Source organism: Micromonospora acroterricola, from assembly GCF_003172955.1.
Taxonomy (GTDB): Bacteria; Actinomycetota; Actinomycetes; order Mycobacteriales; family Micromonosporaceae; genus Micromonospora; species Micromonospora acroterricola.
This window is the reverse complement of record NZ_QGKR01000201.1, coordinates 1-17,120: the sequence shown is the minus strand read 5'-3', so window position 1 is coordinate 17,120 and position 17,120 is coordinate 1. Positions and strand designations below refer to the sequence as shown.

The following is a 17,120-nucleotide window of genomic DNA, read 5'->3' as shown; positions in this document are numbered from 1 at the left end:
GTGCCGGGTCGTACGCTGCCAGACGTGGACACGACCGCACGCCCCGGTGAGTCGCCGGCCAACCCCAGCGCCCCCGCCATCCGGGCCGAGGCTGTTGGCAGGCGGGCCGGGGAGACGGCACAGACCCTGGACCGGGGCTTACGGCTGCTGCACCTGGTCGCCGACGCGCCGGGCGGGCTGACGGTCACCGAGGTGGCGAACCAGCTCGGCATCGGGCGAGCGGCCGTCTACCGGCTGGTCGGCCCGTTGACCGGGCACGGCATGCTGCGCCGCGACGGCGACGGCCGGCTCCGCCTCGGCGCGGGGGTGCTGCACCTGGCCCGGCGCGCCCAGCCGCTGCTCGCCGAGGGAGCGCTGCCCGCCCTGCGTCGGCTCGCCGAGCAGGCCGGCGCCACCGCGCACCTGACGGTCATCGAGGGTGGCGAGGGCGTCGCCCTGGCCGTGGTCGAGCCGAGCTGGACGTCGTTCCACGTGGCGTACCGGACCGGGGCGCGGCATCCGCTGGACCGGGGGGCTGCGGGCCGGGCCATCCTGGCCGGCCGAGCCGGGGCGGCGGGACCGGTGAGCAGCAGTGGGGAGTTGCAGTCCGGGGCGTACGGGGTGGCCGCGCCGGTGCTCGGCGTACCGGGGTTGGAGGCGAGCGTCGGCGTGGTCGCCCTCGCCCCGCTGGACGTCGACGCGGTCGGCGCCCAGGTCGTGGCTGCCGCCACGGCCGTCGCCACCGCCCTCCGCTGACATCCCGCCCCACAGCGGCTTGATCGACTCGGGATCACGGACGTCGTGGTGTCCGAGTGCCAGCGACAGCCCGACTTCCAGGAACGCGAGTGGACCACCTCCCGTGCCATAGCACGGCCGGCGGGTGGACCGGGCGTTGTCCACAAGGGCCGGTGGGACATCCGGGCGGGGTTGTCCACAGGGGTTTCGGCGGCCACTCGACGGTCGGCAGGCTGCCTGGCATGCCGCCACGCCCGCACCGTCCCGAGACTCTGACCTGGCAGGTCTTCCGCGGCTCCGACGCGATCCGGGATGGCCTGCTCACCGAGCACCACCTGCGCAGCACCGCCTGGGTGCGGCTGCGCCACGACGTCTACGCCGACGCGCGGCTGTACCGGGACCACGCCCTCGCCTGCCGCGCGGCTCTCCTGCGGCTACCGCCCGGCGTGGTGGTAGCGGGCCCGTCGGCCGCCTACCTGCACGGCGTCGAACACGCCGCCACCTTCACCGACGACGTGCACGTCCTCGCTCCCCGCCCGCTGCGCATCGGCGCGCAACGGCGGCTCCGCGTTCACGCCGGCGACCCCACCCTGCCCCTACCCGCCGAGGCGCCACAGAAGGCCGCGACGCCCACCCGACCAGCGGATCAGCCCGGTCGACAAGGTGCGAGCAGGTCGGGCCGCGGGGTGTCAACCACCGTCGCGCCGGGGTCAATCCGCTGCCCGGGCGGCCCGATCCCCCGTTCCGATCCCGGCCGGGCCGCCTGGGAGACGGCGGTCTGGTTGGAGCCGATCCGCGCGGTCACGATCATCGACGCGCTGCTGCGGCAGGGGCTGACGGACCGCGACACCCTGACCAGGGTGGCCGCCGGCAACATGGACCGGTCCGGTGGGCGGCGGGCGCGGTGGCTCTTCGAGCTGGCCGATCCGGCAGCCCAGTCCCCGCCGGAGTCGCAACTACGGGTGCGGCTGGTGCTCGGTGGGCTGCCACGGCCGGTCGTCCGGCACCCGGTCCGGCTGCCCAACGGCGTCGTCCTGCATCCCGACCTGGCGTGGCCCGAGTACCGGGTGGCGGTCGAGTACGACGGGCAGTGGCACGCCGACTCCGATCCGCTGCATCGCGACCGCCGCCGGCGGAACCTGCTCGTCGGCGCCGGCTGGCTGGTGCTGCACGTGACCAGCCGACGCCTGCACGCCGAGTTCCCGGCGGTGCTCGGCGAGGTGCGCACCGCGCTGACCGCCCGTGGGTGGCGCCGGTGATCTCGGTCCCGCGGGAACGCGACGGGGCCCGGCCGACCGTGGTCGACCGGGCCCCACCGGATCGCGTTACGGTCGGGCGTTCGGCTTGAGCGGGGTCTTCACCGCCGCGTTGGCGTCGACGATCCCGTACCCGTAGAAGCCGTTGAAGTTGAGCCCACCGGCGCAGTACGCGTCGTAGGTCTCGTCCCGGCCCTCATTGCGGTACTGCTGCAGCCGCGGCTCCGGGCAGGCGTGCTCGGCCGCCGTCCGGTAGAGGTGCTGCTCAACCACGTCCGGCGACATGCCGAAACCACCACGGCGCTCCGCCTTGCCGTACCGGCTGACGATCAGCGCGGCGACGCCGGCGGCGTGCGGGGACGCCATCGAGGTGCCCTGGAGGTAGGTGTAGTAGCCACACTCACCGTTGGCCTTGCACTGCTTGAAGACCAGCGTGGCCACTCGCGGGTCGATGTTGCCGTCGGCGTCCACCCGCGGGTCCGGGATGGTGGGGGAGATCGGCTCCTCCTGGAGCACCTTCAGCGGGTAGGTGGAGAGGATCCGGTTGCCCGGGCTGTTGTACGTCGGGGTCCCGAAGCCGTCCCGGGCGAAGCCACCCGGCGCGGCGACCGAGATCTGCTCCGTGCCGTAGTTGGAGAAGTCCGACTTCTTGCCCGACGGGCCGACCGACGACACGCCGATCACGTGCGGGCCTTCGGTGGGCAGGTCCCAGCAGCTCTCGTTGTCGATCGGCCGGGGGTACGGGTTGGCGCCGTAGTCGGGGCTGGTGACGTCCGTACGCGGGGCGCCCAGGTCCTCGTTGTTGTTGCCGAGCGCGCCGACCAGGGTGACGCCCTTGTTGTGGGCGAAGACCAGCGCCCGCTTCATCGCCTTGATGATGGCGCGCTGTTCGGCCTGGTCCTCCGGGGAGTCGGCCGGGTTGGCGGTGCAGTTGTAGAGCCACGGGTCGACGTAGAACGACATGTTGACCACGTCGATGCCGGACCGGCCGGCGTAGACCAGGGCGTTGACCACCGGGTCGAGGAAGAAGTAGCCGGAGTCCTGGCCGCCCTTGAGCTCGACCAGCGAGACGTTCGGGGCGACGCCGGAGAGACCGAAGCCGTTGGCGGCGGCGCCGATGGTGCCCGCCACGTGGGTGCCGTGCCCGCCGTCATCGGTCCCGACCGGGTCGAGGCAGCTCGGGACCTCGCAGGGGCCGTCCACGTCGGTCAGGTCGGGCGCGAAGTTGCGCGACAGCGACCAGTTGAAGTTCGCGGCGATGTCCGGGTTGCTGGCGTCGACGCCGGTGTCCAGCACGCCGACGGTCACCCGGCGGTCGCCCGGCTCGACCTTCCGGGCCTCGTCGGCCCGGATCATCTTCAGACCCCAGAGCTTGTCGTCGAGCGGGTCCAGCTTGGCGCCCTTCCTGGCGGCGGCACCGGCGGCGGCCGTCGCGGCCGTCACGTGCTCCTGCTCGACGCGGTCCAGCTTCGGCTTGCGGCCGATCGCCTTCTGCTCGGCGGCGCCGATCAGGGTCGGGGCGGCCGTGGCCCTGGCCGCGAAGTCGGCCCGGTCACTGGTCACCTGGAACATGCCGACCTCGTCGGACCGGGACACCACCGTGCCACCGGCCGCGCGGATGGCGGCGACCGCCGTGTCGGCGGCGACGCCGTCCTCCGCGACGACCGTGAAGGTCCGGTTGCTGGTCGGCGCGGCGCTGGCCGGTACACCCAAGCCCGCAGCCGTGAGTGCCAGCACAGCCGCGGTCGCGACGGCACCGGCGGTGAAGCGCTTGCTCACCACATCAGATCCTCTCGTTGAGGGACGTGGCAGCCATCACACAACAGCGGGCGGGTTTCCGCCAGATGAACGCCCGTTATGGCGCTGAATCTCTCCCTCATCCACCCAGGTCGACGCGCGCCCCACCCGGGCCGCCGCCCGCGTCGGGCACATCGGCCCGCAGCGACGGCCGGTCGGACGCCACGGCAGGCAGGTCAGACGACACGCCCGGCAGCTCAGCCAGCACCGCCGGCAGATCAGCCAGAGTGGACACCTCGGCATCCGGTCCGTCCCCGGCCGGTCGGGGCAGGCCGTACCGGTTCAGCCACACCGACCGCAGGCCGGCCCGCCGAGGAGCCACCACGTCGTGCTCCCACGAGTCTCCGACGTACACGATCTGCCCGGCCGGCACACCGGCCGCCTCGACCACCGCCGCGTAGAACGCGGGGTGGGGCTTCTTCGGCAGCCCGTTCTCGTGCGCGTACAACTCGAAGACGAACTCGCCGGCGAGCCCGCAGCGTTCGGCGCGGCTGTTGCCGTTGGTGGCGAAGCCCAGCGTGTAGCGGGCACGCAGCGTGGCCAGCGCCGGCGGCACGTCCGGGAACGGCCGGGTGAGGGCGAAGCGGCGGGCGAAGAAGAGGGCGGCGACCTCGTCGAGGTGGGCGTCCAGCCCGGCGCGGGCCAGCGACCGGGCGAGCGCGGCGCGGCGGATCTCGATCACCGGCGCGGCCCTGAGCTTCCGGAAGACGGCGGCCCAGTCCGACTCCAGGTCGGCGAGCGACACCCCGGTCGCCACCGGTGTACGCCGCCGCATCTCGTCGAGGACGGCCACCAGCCCACCGGTGACCGCCGGGCGCAGGTCGAGCAGGGTCTCGTCGGCGTCGAACACCACGGCGGTCAGCACGGGACCCACTGTCTCATCGTGGGTCGACGGCCAGCGCGGGCTCGGGCGAGACGGGCGCAGGCGGCGGTGACCCCCGCATCTCGTCGAGTCGGACCAGGGCGACCCCGGCGATGATCAGCGCGCCGCCGAACAGTTGCCAGGCGGTGGGGAGTTCGTCCAGGAACAGCCAGGCGATCAGCACCGCGAAGAGCACCTCGGTCAGCCCAACGAACGACGAGAGCCGGGGGCCGAGGATCCGGTTGCCGGCGATACCGGCCAGGTACGCGATCACGGCGGCCACCAGGGACAGCCCGACGATGGGCAGCAGCCAGCTGGTGCGTTGCCCGGCGAAGGTGACCTCGCCGAAGGTGGCGTTCAGCGGCAGCAGACCGGTCAGCCCGATGACGAGCAGCACGGCGGCGCCGACGGCCATCCCGCCGCTGGCCATGGCGACCGAGGGCAGCCGGGGGTCGACCCGACCGGCGAGGACGAAGTAGCCGGCCAGGCCGAAGGCGGCGCCCAGCCCCCACAGCACGCCCACCGGGTCGAAGCTGGCCGTTCCGGTGAGGTCCAGCACGAACACCAGCCCGGCCAGGGCGGCCGCCGACCCGGCGGCGGTGAGGCGTCGCGGCCGCTGCCCGTGTCGCAGCCACATCCAGCCCACGACGAGGATGATCCCCAGGTACTCCAACAGCAGCGCCACGCCGACCGGCAGGTAGCGCACGGCGTTGAAGAAGCACACCTGGGCCAGTGACACCCCGAGCAGCCCGAACATCCCGATCGCTGTGACGTTCTGCCGCAGAACGTGCCACCTGCCCCGCAGCGACAGCAGGGCGGGGATCGCCAGCACCAGGGCGGCCACGCCGACCCGGGCGACCACCGCCGCCTCGGCCGACCAGCCGGCCTCGATGAGGGACCGCGCGAAGGTGCCGGAGGTGGCGAAGGTGACCGCGGAGAGCAGCGCCAGCGCGGCGCCGGCGGTCGGTCGTGACTGCATACTGTGCTCCTCCGGACGCAACGGTGTCATGAGCAAACTATCCTTGTGCCCATGACGCTAGGCGGCCCGCGTGACAGGAGTCAAGTTGCTATTCGCTCATGACACCGAGTGTTCCTTGATTGCCGCCGCCGCGCTGGTGAACACGGCAGGCCGGGACGGCGAGCTGCTGCCCGACATCGCCGCGCTGGACGCGTTCTTCACCCGGCACTCCTACAGCGGGCGGCACGAGCACACCGAGGCCGAGTTGCGCGCTGTCCGGGAGCTGCGGCCCCGGCTGCGCCGCATCTGGCACGCCGAGCCGGCCGAGATCGTCGCCGTGGTCAACGGCCTGCTGCTCGAACACCGGGCGCTGCCGCAGCTCATCGAGCACGACGACGAGCCGTACCACCTGCACGCCGTGCCCCGCGACGCGCCGCTGGCCACCCGGATCGCGGTGGAGGCGGCGATGGCGATCGCCGACCTGGTCCGCGCCGGGGAGCTGACCCGCCTGCGGATCTGCGAGTACCCCGACTGCGACAACGTGGTCGTGGACCTCTCCCGCAACCGGTCGCGACGGTTCTGCGAGGCCGGCTGCGGCAACCGCGCCGCGGTGACCGCCTACCGTGCCCGCCGGGCCGCCGGCCGCTCCTGAGCGGCGCCCGCCCACTCCTCGGCCCGCAACTCGTACTCCACCTCACCGTGCTCGGTACCCGGAATCGGGTCGTCCCACTGGAGGTGGAAGGTCCGCACGTACCGCAGCCCGGCCTTCGTCATCACCCGCCGGGAACGCTCGTTGACCGCCATCGTCTCGGCCCAGACCCGCCGCACGCCGACGGTGTCGAAGGCGTACCGGACGAGCGCCCGGCAACCCTCGGTGGCCAGGCCGCGCCCCCAGGTCGAGCGGCGCAGCCGGTAGCCCAGCTCGGCCTCCGTGCCGTCCGCCGACGGGTCGAGCGCGAACCAGCCCAGGAACGCGCCGGTCTCCCGGTCCAGAGCCGCCCAGCGACCCAGGCCGGGATGCCGGTCGTACTGGGCCAGCAGCTTCGGCAGCTGCTCGTCGCGGACCGTGGCCAGCGGGGTCGCGACGCCGGCGGTGAGGAACCGCATCACCTCGGGATCGCTGTCCAGCTCGACCAACGCGTCCACATCGGCCATGGTGAGCCGCCGCAGCCGCAGCCGCTCGGTCGAAGGCAGGTCAATGCCATCCACACCCATAACGGGATCATCCCGCCCAGCCACACCACCGTCGAGCCGTTTACCCACGCCGTCCGCTCGCAGGATCCGCGCAACGTCGGTGAAACTGCTGCCTCGGGCCGCCACGAGGCAGCACCTTCGGGGAAGGTGCGCGGGAAATCCCGCGACCGCCGTCGCGCGCCAGGCGGTCGCGTCAGCGCGGGGGCGCGACCACGAAGAGCCGCCAGGAGTACGCGTCGACGTGTCATCCGGACGGCCACTCGCCGGTCGACCTCGTCGGCGTCGAGCAGGCGAGGTGATGACGCAGACGATTCAGCTCGACAGGAAGGCCGCGGTATGTCCCGGCCCGCCTCAGGGATGGGTCATTCGGAGCAGGTCCAGGGTTTCATCCAGCTGGGTCTCGGTGAGCTTGCCGGAGTCCACGTGCCCCCGGGAGATCACCACCTCGCGGATGGAGGTCTGCTTGGCCAGCGCCTCCTTGGCGATCGACGCGGCCTCGTCGTACCCGAGGTAGCGGTTGAGCGGGGTGACGATCGACGGCGAGCCCTCGGCGTACGCCAGGCAGACCTCGGCGTCCGCGACCAGGCCGACCACCAGGCGGTCGGCGAACAGCCGGCTCGCCGCGGACAGCAGCCGGATCGACTCCAGCAGGTTGCGGCCCATCACCGGGAGCATCACGTTCAGCTCGAAGTCGCCCTGCGAGCCGGCGAAGCCGACGGTCGCGTCGTTGCCGATCACCTGCGCGCAGACCTGCCGCATCGCCTCGGCGACGACCGGGTTGACCTTGCCCGGCATGATCGACGAGCCGGGCTGGAGGTCGGGGATGCGCAGCTCGCGCAGGCCGGCCCGGGGGCCGGAACCCATCCAGCGGATGTCGTTGGCGATCTTGTAGAGGCCGACCGCCAGGGTGCGCAGCTGGCCCGAGGTCTCCACCAGCGCGTCCCGGGCGCCCTGCGCCTCGAAGTGGTTGCGGGCCTCGGTCAGCGGCAACCCGGTCGACTCGCGCAGCTTGCGGATGACGGCGGCGGCGAAGCCGAGCGGCGTGTTGATCCCGGTGCCCACGGCGGTGCCGCCCAGCGGCAGCTCGGCCAGCCGGGGCAGCGACCCCTCCAGCCGTTCCACGCCGTAGCGGACCTGGGCCGCGTACCCGCCGAACTCCTGGCCGAGGGTGACCGGGGTGGCGTCCATTAGGTGGGTCCGCCCGGCCTTGACCACGGTCTCGAACTCCCCCGCCTTGGCCTCCAGCGCCTCCGCGAGGTGGACCAGCGACGGCAGCAGGTCCTCCACGATGAACTGCGTGGCGGCCAGGTGGATCGAGGAGGGGAAGACGTCGTTGCTGGACTGGGAGGCGTTGACGTGGTCGTTGGGGTGCACGTCCCGGCCCAGCTCCCGGGTGGCCAGGGTGGCGATGACCTCGTTGGTGTTCATGTTCGACGACGTCCCGGAGCCGGTCTGGAACACGTCGACCGGGAACTGGTCGTCGTAGCCGCCGTCGGCGACGTGCGCGGCGGCCGCGACGATGGCGGCGGCGACGTTCGCGTCGATGACGCCCAGTTCGCCGTTGACCTCCGCGGCCGCGCCCTTGATCTGGGCGAGCGCCTTGATCTGGGCGGGCTCGATGCCCCGCCCGGAGATCGGGAAGTTCTGCACCGCGCGTTGCGTCTGCGCCCGCCACAACGCCTCGGCGGGCACCTCCACCTCGCCCATCGAGTCGCGTTCGATCCGGTAACCGGTCGCCTCTGGAGTCGTCACGCGTACCATCCTGCCGCGCCCGTCGCCGACTCGCAGATGAACCCTCAGCCCAACTCGGTCAGCAGCCGTTGCGCCTCGTGCTGGTCCGGCGACTCGACCTGCCGGAACAGGGACAGCGCCCGGACGAGGTGCGCGCGGGCCGCCGCCGGGTCACTGTCCCGCACGCAGCGGGCGACGCCCTCCAACGCCCGGGCCTGCTCGTAGCGGGCGCTCATGCGGGTGGCGTCGGCGAGCACCCGACGGTGCAGGTCGAGCGCGCTGGCGACGTCTCCCTGGTCCAGGATCGCCCGGGCCAACAGGTTGCGTGAGGCGCACTGCCCCACCCGGTCGCCCACCTCCACCATCGCCACGAGCGCGTCGCGATGCAGGGCGGCGGCGCGCTCCGGCCGCCCGGCGACGCGCTCCATCACGCCAATCTCGTTGAGCACCTCGCCTTCGCCGAACCGACTGCCCCGCTGGCGCTTGAGATGCAGTGCGACCCGCAGGATCCGGCGAGCGGGGCCGAGGTGACCCATCCGGTGCCGGATCATGCCGAGGTGCCCGATCGCGTGCTCGATCTGCCCCATGTCCCTCGTCTGACGGGCCAGCATGAGGTGCATCCGCGCGGTACGCAGCGCCTCGTCGTAGCGACCCCAGCCGAGCAACGCCAGGCACAGGTTGTTCTGGAGGTTCGTCAACGCGTACGCGTCATCCAGCCCGTTGACCATGCTGAGTGCCTCGTCGAACTTCTCCTTGCTCTGCCGGAAGTCGCCGTTGCCGGCGTACGAGATGCCGAGGTTCCACAGCGTGCTGAGCACGTCTCCGCGCAACCCGAGTCGACGGCGCAGGCCCAGCGCGACCTCCATCGACCTGATCGCCTCCGGGAAGCGGGCCAGCCGGAAGTACGCCGAGGAGAGGTAGTTGAGCATCACGGCGATCGCCGCCTCGTCGCCGAGCCGCTCGGCGACCCGAAGCCCGATCGTGTGGGTCTCGACCAGCTCGTCGAGGTGCCCACCATCGAAGTTGAGCCGCCAGCAGGCCCGGGCCAGCTGCCAGCACTGGACCGGGAAGCCCTCCTCCTCGGCGATCCGGACGAGGGCGGTCAGCGCGGCCAGGTTCTCCTCGAACCACGCGCGGCCCTCGGATGCCGGGGCGGCCACCAGGTCGGGCCGGGCGGGGGTGCCGGCCGGGATGGTGCGGCTGCTGCCCGCCGCCTCGATCGTCCGAGCGATCGCCGCCGTGACGGACAGATGATGGTCCAGCAGCCGCGCCAGGGCCGCCTGACGTTCGTCGCGTCGCTCCTCGGGCTCCAGCAGCAGCCGCGCGTACTCGCGGAGCAGATCGTGCAACCGGTACCGGTCGGGCTGCACCTCCTCCACCAGGTGCGCGTCGACCAGCTCGTCCAGCAGGTCCTGGGCTTCGGTCAGGGGCAGCTCGGCGAGGGCGGCGGCCACCCGGCTGTCCAGCCGTCCGCCCGGATACAGACCGAGCAGCCGGAACAGCCGCTGCGCCGCCGGCGAGACCTGCGCGTACGACAGCGCGAACGCCTGCCCCACCGAGCGCTGCCCGGCGGCGAGCTCGGCCAGCGGGCCCGCACCGGCGACCAACCGCTCGGCGAGGTCGGCGACCCGCCAACGCGGCCGGTGCGCCAGGCGGGCGCCGGCCAGCCGGATGGCGAGCGGCAGGTGGCCGCAGCGTCGCACCACCTCCGCGGCCGCCTCGGGCTCGGCGGCGACCCGCTCCGCGCCGGCCACCCGGCCGAGCAGCTCGACCGCCTCGTCGGCGTCGAGCACGGGCAGTGACGACGGCCGTCCCTCGTCCACCCCGACCAGCCGGCGGCGGCTGGTGATCAGGACCAGGCAGTGCGAGCCGTTGGGCAGCAGCGGTGCCACCTGGTCGGCGGTGGCCGCGTTGTCCAGCACCAGCAGGGCTCTCCGGCCGGCCAGCTCGGTTCGCCACAGCGCCAGCCGGTCGTCCGGGTTCACCGGCACCCGTTCCGCCGGCACGCCGAGCTGGCGCAGCAGGGCGGCCACGGCCGTGGCGGGCGTCAACGGGCTGCGCTCGCTGTGCCCGTGCAGGTCGACGAAGAGCTGGGCGTCCGGGTAGCGGTCGGCGAGCGCGGTGGCCACGTGCACGGCGAGGGTGGTCTTGCCGCTGCCGGCCATCCCGTCGATCAGCTGGATCCGGGTGCCGTCCTCCTCGATCTCCTTGACCAGGCGGGTCACCGTCTCCTGGCGGCCGGTGAAGTCACCGATCGCCCGGGGCAGCGAACGGACCGGGCCGACCAGTCGGGTCTCCCGGCCGGCCAGGGCCAGGTCGCCGGCGAGGACCCGCTGGTGCAGCTCCTGCAACTCGGCGCCGGGTTCGATGCCCAGTTCGTCGGCGTAGATCCGCCGACCCTCCCGGTAGACCGCGAGCGCGTCGGCCTGCCGACCGACCGAGGAGAGGGCGAGCATCAGTTGCCCGCGCAGTCGTTCCCGCAGCGGGTGCCGGTCGACGCTCTCGGTCAGCTCCTCCAGCAGCTCGGCTGCCTGCCCGAGGCGCAACTCGACGTCGACGCACTCCTCCAGCGCCGTGAGGCGCTGCTCGTCGAGCGCCTGGGCGCGGCGGCGGACGCTCCGGCTCGGGATCCCGCCGAGCGCCGGGCCGCGCCAGAGCGCCAGGGCGGCACGGAACCGCTCACGGGCATCGGCCAACCGGCCGGCCGCGACCGCGGCGCGGGCACTCTCCACACCCCGGGTGAAGACCTCGGCGTCGAGGTCGGCCGGTGCGGTACGCACCCCGTACCCCGCCGGGTCGGTGACGATGGTCTCCGGGGCGAGCCCGAGGTCGGCGAACCGGCGCCGCAACCGCGACACGCAGGTGTGCAGCTGTGCCCGGGCGGTGGCCGGCGGTCGCTCCTCCCAGACCGCGTCGACCAGCTCGTCGACGGGCACCAGCCGGCCGGACCGCAGCAGCAGCATGGCGAGCACGGTCCGGTCGCGACCGGCGGTGACGGTGGACTCGCCACCGCCGACGCGCAGAGGCCCCAGGATCCCGAACCGCATCTGCTCCCCCGCGTCGATGGTGCAACTTCCAGCAGAGTAGCCCGACGGTCACGGATCGCCTCCGTCCGGCGATAGTGATCTGAGAGCGGATCGACAGCGGTGCGCCGGAGACTCGCTCCGGGTTGTCGGTGACGGCATCCGACGGGGGCGGTGCGCCCGCCCCACCCCAGCGGGGCGGGCGCACCGATGTCGGTAAAGCACGGACGACAGAAAGGGGCGTCGGGCAAATTCGCCCGACGCCCCCTTCGCCTGCCGAAGGTCAGCGACGGCCGACGGTGAGCACCGGCTTGGTGACCTCGGCGAAGAAGTCGTTGCCCTTGTCGTCGACCACGATGAAGGCGGGGAAGTCCTCCACCTCGATCTTCCAGACCGCCTCCATGCCCAGCTCCGGGTACTCCAGGACCTCGACGTGCTTGATGCAGTCCTGCGCGAGGCGGGCCGCCGGCCCCCCGATGGAGCCGAGGTAGAAACCGCCGTGCTGCTGGCAGGAGCGCGTCACCTGGCCCGACCGGTTGCCCTTGGCGAGCATCACCTGCGAGCCGCCGGCGGCCTGGAACTTCTCCACGTAGGCGTCCATCCGGCCGGCGGTGGTCGGGCCGAACGAGCCCGAGGCGTAACCCTCGGGGGTCTTCGCCGGGCCGGCGTAGTAGACAGCGTGGTCGCGCAGGTACTGCGGCATCGGCTCACCGGCGTCAAGACGCTCGGCGATCTTGGCGTGCGCGATGTCGCGGGCCACCACCAGCGGGCCGGACAACGACAGCCGCGTCTTCACCGGGTACTTGGACAGCTCGGCGCGGATCTCGTCCATCGGCCGGTTGAGGTCGACCCGGACGACCATCTCGGCGTCGAGCGAGTCGTCCGTCACGTCGGGCAGGAAACGCGCCGGGTCGGTCTCCAGCCGCTCCAGCCAGACACCCGACGGGGTGATCTTGGCGACGGCCTGCCGGTCCGCCGAGCAGGAGACCGCGATCGCCACCGGGCAGGAGGCGCCGTGCCGGGGCAGCCGGACCACCCGCACGTCGTGGCAGAAGTACCGGCCGCCGAACTGCGCGCCGATGCCGAAGTTGCGGGTCAGCTCCAGCACCTCCGCCTCCAGCTCCAGGTCCCGGAAGCCGTGGGCGCTCATCGAGCCGGCGGTGGGCAGCGCGTCGAGGTACTTGGCGCTGGCGTACTTCGCGGTCTTCAGCGCGTACTCGGCGGAGGTGCCGCCGATGACGATGGCCAGGTGGTACGGCGGGCAGGCGGCGGTGCCGATTAGCCGCAGCTTCTCCTCCAGGAACTGCATCATCCGCGTCGGGTTGAGCAGCGCCTTGGTCTCCTGGTAGAGGTACGACTTGTTGGCCGAGCCGCCGCCCTTCGCCATGAACAGGAACTTGTACGCGTCGGGGTGCCCGTCCGGGTCCTCGGCGTACAGCTCGACCTGGGCCGGCAGGTTGCTGCCGGTGTTCCGCTCGTCCCACATGGTCAGCGGGGCGAGCTGCGAATAGCGCAGGTTCAGCTTCGTGTACGCCTGGTAGACACCCCGGGAGATGGCCTCGGCGTCGGCGCCGTCGGTCAGGACGTGCCGACCGCGCTTGCCCATCACGATCGCGGTGCCGGTGTCCTGGCACATCGGCAGCACTCCGCCCGCGGCGATGTTGGCGTTGCGCAGCAGGTCCAGCGCCACGAACCGGTCGTTCGGCGAGGCGGCCGGATCGTCGATGATCGCCCGCAGCTGGGCCAGGTGCGCCGGGCGCAGGAAGTGCGCGATGTCGTGCATCGCCTCGGCGGTCAGCGCGGTGAGCGCGGCCGGTTCCACGGTGAGGAACCGGCGGCCTCCCGGGCCGTGGACGACGTCGACACCCTCGTCGGTGACCAGGCGGTAGTCGGTCTGGTCGGGGCCGGTCGGCAGCAGAGGGGCGTACGAGAATGCGGCGGCACTGCTCATGAGCGGCAAGCCTAGGGCAGACCGGTCGATCATTCCCACCCGCCGGGCTGGTCCTGGGACGCCGCTCTCATCCGCCGAGCCCGCCGCGCCGTGGCGGCCCCCGGTCGTGGTCCGGGACGCCGTGCCGACCGCCTGCTCAGCCGTCCTTGCCGCCGGCGGGATCGGGGCAGAGTTCCCGCTTGGGCCCGCAGTTGTCGTCGTCGTCTCCGCTGCCGGGGCGGGTGCCGCCCGGGCCGGGATTGCCGGGGTTGCCGCCGTCGCCGGGTGGCGGGGCGGGGGCGCCGCCGGTCGCGCCGAAGCGGATGTACCCGATCTCCCGTCCCTCACCGACGATCATGCCCTGGGGACCGACCGCGAGGGCGTTCGCGGGGGTCCGCAGGACGGCCAGTTCCCGGCCGCTGCGCGGCTCCACGGCGACCAGCCGGGACGGCTTCTCGTCGGTGATCACCGCCGCGTACGGCGTGAGCGCCGCGCCGGCCTTGCCGCTGGCGGGTTGGGTCCACAGGACCCGGTCGGTGCCGAGTTCACGGGCGACCACCGAGCGCTTGTCGGTCGACCGGAACAGGGCGTAACGGTCGTCGACGGCGATCAGCCGGGCCCCCGGGTCGCCGGCCCAGAGCAGGCGCCCGTCGTACCCGTCGATGACGGCCTCGCGGCCGTCCGGGCCGACCCCGATCAGCACGTTCCGCGCGCCCTGCGGGTCCTCCCGCTGGGCGCAGCCGGCGCTGTCGGCGGTCCGGAGGTTGACTCCGGCCCGCTGCCAGGCCTCCTGGCCGGTCGCCGGGTCCCGGGCCGAGATGGCGAAGTAGCAGGTGCCGTCCTGGGATCGGGCGGCGATCCGCAGCATCCGGCCGCCCACGATGGACAGGCGCTCGTCCCGGCCCGGCTCGACGTTCTGGAGCACCCGGCCCGTGGCGGTGTCGACCACGTGCACACGGCCGTCCACCGGAAAGCCGAGCAGCGGTGGCACCGGCTCCGGCCCGGCCACCCCGTCGTCGACCCGGGTGGCGGTGAGCCGGCGGGTGCCGCGCAGGCCCGGGTTGTCGGCGAGCAACCCGCTGCTCACCCCGGGCAGGAAGGCCGTCCACAGGGGCGCGGTGCCGCGTGGGTCCCAGGCGCTGAGGGTGCAGTCGGTGGCGTCCGTGCAGTGGGCGTCGAGCAGCAGGTTGCGGTACGTCCACACGGCCACCGCGTCGTCGTCGCGCCGCCGGGTCGCGCCGGTGGTGGGGTCGAGCAGCTCGTACCCCTTGACCAGGAGCTTGCCCACGGCGACCACCGGGTCCCGGTCACCGCCGGCGACCGCGGACCAGTCCGCCTTGCGCTCCCAGAGCTGGTCGCCGGTGGCCAGGCTGCGGGCTTCGACGCGGGTGCGCTGCTCGACCACCACCGTGTCGCCGGCGATGGTCACGCTGCGCGGGGTGCCGCCGATCCGCTGCTGCCAGACCACGTCCGGCTCGGAAATGGGTTCACTGCGGTCCACCCAGTCCCACAGGCCCGGAAAGGGATTCCACACGCCGGTCGCGGCGAGGGCGACGACCACGGCGAGGCCAAGCAGCAGCCCGCCGCGCACGCTCCCCTTGGACACACCGCACACGGTAGCCACGATCACGGATCTTCCGTACGCCCGCGCCGCCGTGTCGCCACGCTTTCTGGGGCCGGAGGTGTTAACAGGGGGGCGGTTCCGCGACCGGAGGGGTCAGGAGGGCGTCCTTCCCTCGGTGCGGACGGCGCTGCGGACCAGCGGGAGCGTGCGGTACGGGATCTGCTCGGCCAGCGCGATGATCGTCGATGCGCGGGTGATGCCGGCGGAGGAGACGATCTGGTCGATGACCCGCTGCAGGTCGGTGTTGGAGCGGGCCACGATCCGGCAGAGCAGGTCGCTGGAGCCGGTGATGGTGTGCGCCTCCAGCACCTCGGGGATGGCGGCGAGGTGGGCGGTGACCGGGTCGTGGCCGTGCCGCTGACTGATCTCCAGCGTGACGAAGCTGGTCACCCCGAATCCGATCGCGGCCGGTGAGATCTCCGGGCCGAAGCCGCCGATGACGCCCCGGTCGACCAGCTTGTCCAGCCGGGCCTGCACGGTGCCCCGGGCGACCCCGAGGCGCCGGGAGCACTCCAGCACCCCGATCCGCGGCTCCTCGGCGAGCAGTTCGATCAGACGCACGTCGAGGGCGTCCAGCTGTACAGCCTGCTCACCCTTCATGGGTTGAGACCATACCGAATGCGCAACCTGACCAGCATTTACTCTGCCAGTTGCCCACTCGCGGCCGACACAGCGATCCTCGCCACAGGAACCAACCACGGCGGCCCACGAGGCCGGCCGGTACGCGAGGGAGGCCACCATGACCCAGGCGATCGACCGACCCCAGTCGACCGAGGACGTCGACGTCGACCGGCTCGTCGGCGCTGTCGACCACGACATCAGCCACGACCCCTTCCCGGTCAAGGGCCTCGACCACGTGCACTTCCTGGTCGGCAACGCCAAGCAGGCCGCGCACTACTACTCCACCGCGTTCGGCATGACCTGCGTGGCCTACCGCGGCCCCGAGCAGGGCTACCGGGATCACGCCCAGTACGTGCTGACCAGCGGCTCGGCCCGGTTCGTGCTGACCGGCGCGGTGCGCCCGGACGCCGACGGCGCCGAGCACGTGGCCCGGCACAGCGACGGCGTGAGCGACATCGCGCTGGAGGTGCCGGACGTCGACGCCGCGTACGCGCACGCCATCGCCCAGGGCGCCGCCAGCGTCGTCGAGCCGCACGAGGTGACCGACGAGCACGGCACCGTCCGGCTGGCCGCCATCGCCGCGTACGGCGACACCCGGCACACCCTGGTCGACCGGTCCCGCTACACCGGCCCGTTCCTGCCCGGCTTCGTGGCCCGCGGCCCGATCGTGGACCGGCAGCCGATGATCGACGCCGGCATCCAGCCGAAGCGGTTCTTCCAGGCCGTCGACCACGTGGTCGGCAACGTGGAGCTGGGCCGCATGGACGAGTGGGTCGAGTTCTACAAGCGGGTGATGGGCTTCTCCAACATGGCGGAGTTCATCGGCGACGACATCGCCACCGACTACTCGGCGCTGATGAGCAAGGTCGTGGCCAATGGCACCCGCAAGGTGAAGTTCCCCCTCAACGAGCCGGCCGTGGCCCGCAAGAAGTCGCAGATCGACGAGTACCTGGAGTTCTACCAGGGCCCGGGCGCCCAGCACATCGCGGTCGCCACGAACGACATCCTGGCCAGCGTCGACGCGATGCGCGCGGCCGGTGTCGAGTTCCTGGACACCCCGGACTCGTACTACGAGGACCCCGAGCTGCGCGCCCGGATCGGCAACGTGCGGGTGCCGATCGAGGAGCTGAAGGCCCGCCGGATCCTGGTCGACCGGGACGAGGACGGCTACCTGCTCCAGATCTTCACCAAGCCGGTGCAGGACCGCCCCACCGTCTTCTTCGAGCTGATCGAGCGGCACGGCTCGCTGGGCTTCGGCAAGGGCAACTTCAAGGCGCTCTTCCAGGCCATCGAGCGGGAGCAGGAAGCACGCGGCAACCTGTAACACTTGCGGGCGTGACGCAGCCTCCGTCGTACCCGACGCCGCCGGTCGGTGGGCCCCCGCCCGCCACCGGTCTCTTATACACACCT

General features: G+C 72.6%; 13 protein-coding genes. 4 read left to right on the top strand and 9 right to left on the bottom strand.

Going from position 1 to position 17,120, the window contains the following annotated elements; genetic code table 11:
* Nucleotides 1–24 precede the first annotated feature (24 nt).
* Both DKT68_RS16045 and DKT68_RS16040 read left to right on the top strand, forming a co-directional pair.
* Nucleotides 25–735, top strand: coding sequence for an IclR family transcriptional regulator (locus DKT68_RS16045; RefSeq protein ID WP_109818217.1), 711 nt, complete (start codon nt 25–27; stop codon nt 733–735).
* 221 nt (nt 736–956) lie between these two features.
* Nucleotides 957–1,973 (top strand): endonuclease domain-containing protein, encoded by a 1,017-nt coding sequence (locus tag DKT68_RS16040; protein WP_109818216.1) that lies wholly within the window; start codon nt 957–959, stop codon nt 1,971–1,973.
* A gap of 66 nt (nt 1,974–2,039) precedes the next feature.
* Here DKT68_RS16040 and DKT68_RS16035 read toward each other — a convergent pair whose 3' ends face one another.
* The 3 genes from DKT68_RS16035 to DKT68_RS16025 all read right to left on the bottom strand — a co-directional run bounded on the left by DKT68_RS16035 (nt 2,040) and on the right by DKT68_RS16025 (nt 5,608).
* The gene (locus DKT68_RS16035) at nt 2,040–3,749 is read right to left on the bottom strand and encodes a S8 family serine peptidase (protein ID WP_109818229.1); all 1,710 of its coding nucleotides are present in this window, start codon (nt 3,747–3,749) and stop codon (nt 2,040–2,042) included.
* Between the two features lie 97 nt (nt 3,750–3,846).
* Complete coding sequence (locus DKT68_RS16030; protein WP_109818228.1) at nt 3,847–4,632, bottom strand: HAD family hydrolase; 786 nt, start codon at nt 4,630–4,632, stop codon at nt 3,847–3,849.
* 13 nt (nt 4,633–4,645) lie between these two features.
* Complete coding sequence (locus DKT68_RS16025; RefSeq protein ID WP_109818215.1) at nt 4,646–5,608, bottom strand: EamA family transporter; 963 nt, start codon at nt 5,606–5,608, stop codon at nt 4,646–4,648.
* A gap of 85 nt (nt 5,609–5,693) precedes the next feature.
* Here DKT68_RS16025 and DKT68_RS16020 point away from each other — a divergent pair, with 85 nt between their 5' ends.
* Nucleotides 5,694–6,239, top strand: coding sequence for a CGNR zinc finger domain-containing protein (locus DKT68_RS16020; RefSeq protein WP_109818214.1), 546 nt, complete (start codon nt 5,694–5,696; stop codon nt 6,237–6,239).
* Here the strand turns inward: DKT68_RS16020 and DKT68_RS16015 are convergent.
* The 6 genes from DKT68_RS16015 to DKT68_RS15990 all read right to left on the bottom strand — a co-directional run bounded on the left by DKT68_RS16015 (nt 6,206) and on the right by DKT68_RS15990 (nt 15,689).
* A complete protein-coding gene (locus tag DKT68_RS16015; RefSeq protein ID WP_109818213.1) occupies nt 6,206–6,802 on the bottom strand; it encodes a GNAT family N-acetyltransferase in 597 nt (198 codons plus the stop codon). The genes DKT68_RS16020 and DKT68_RS16015 overlap by 34 nt on opposite strands.
* Before the next feature lie 330 nt (nt 6,803–7,132).
* Nucleotides 7,133–8,542 carry a class II fumarate hydratase gene (locus tag DKT68_RS16010; protein ID WP_201749060.1) on the bottom strand — a complete coding sequence of 470 codons (1,410 nt, stop codon included), beginning with the start codon at nt 8,540–8,542 and terminating at the stop codon, nt 7,133–7,135.
* A 35-nt stretch (nt 8,543–8,577) separates the two neighbouring features.
* The gene (locus DKT68_RS16005; protein WP_109818211.1) at nt 8,578–11,559 is read right to left on the bottom strand and encodes an AfsR/SARP family transcriptional regulator; all 2,982 of its coding nucleotides are present in this window, start codon (nt 11,557–11,559) and stop codon (nt 8,578–8,580) included.
* A 259-nt stretch (nt 11,560–11,818) separates the two neighbouring features.
* Nucleotides 11,819–13,486, bottom strand: coding sequence for a fumarate hydratase (locus DKT68_RS16000; protein ID WP_109818210.1), 1,668 nt, complete (start codon nt 13,484–13,486; stop codon nt 11,819–11,821).
* 136 nt (nt 13,487–13,622) lie between these two features.
* Complete coding sequence (locus DKT68_RS15995; protein ID WP_407940749.1) at nt 13,623–15,080, bottom strand: outer membrane protein assembly factor BamB family protein; 1,458 nt, start codon at nt 15,078–15,080, stop codon at nt 13,623–13,625.
* A gap of 102 nt (nt 15,081–15,182) precedes the next feature.
* The gene (locus tag DKT68_RS15990) at nt 15,183–15,689 is read right to left on the bottom strand and encodes an Lrp/AsnC family transcriptional regulator (protein ID WP_109818209.1); all 507 of its coding nucleotides are present in this window, start codon (nt 15,687–15,689) and stop codon (nt 15,183–15,185) included.
* A gap of 139 nt (nt 15,690–15,828) precedes the next feature.
* Between DKT68_RS15990 and hppD the strand changes: the two genes are divergently transcribed.
* Nucleotides 15,829–17,034, top strand: coding sequence for a 4-hydroxyphenylpyruvate dioxygenase (hppD, locus tag DKT68_RS15985; protein ID WP_109818208.1), 1,206 nt, complete (start codon nt 15,829–15,831; stop codon nt 17,032–17,034).
* The last annotated feature ends 86 nt before the right edge of the window (nt 17,035–17,120 follow it).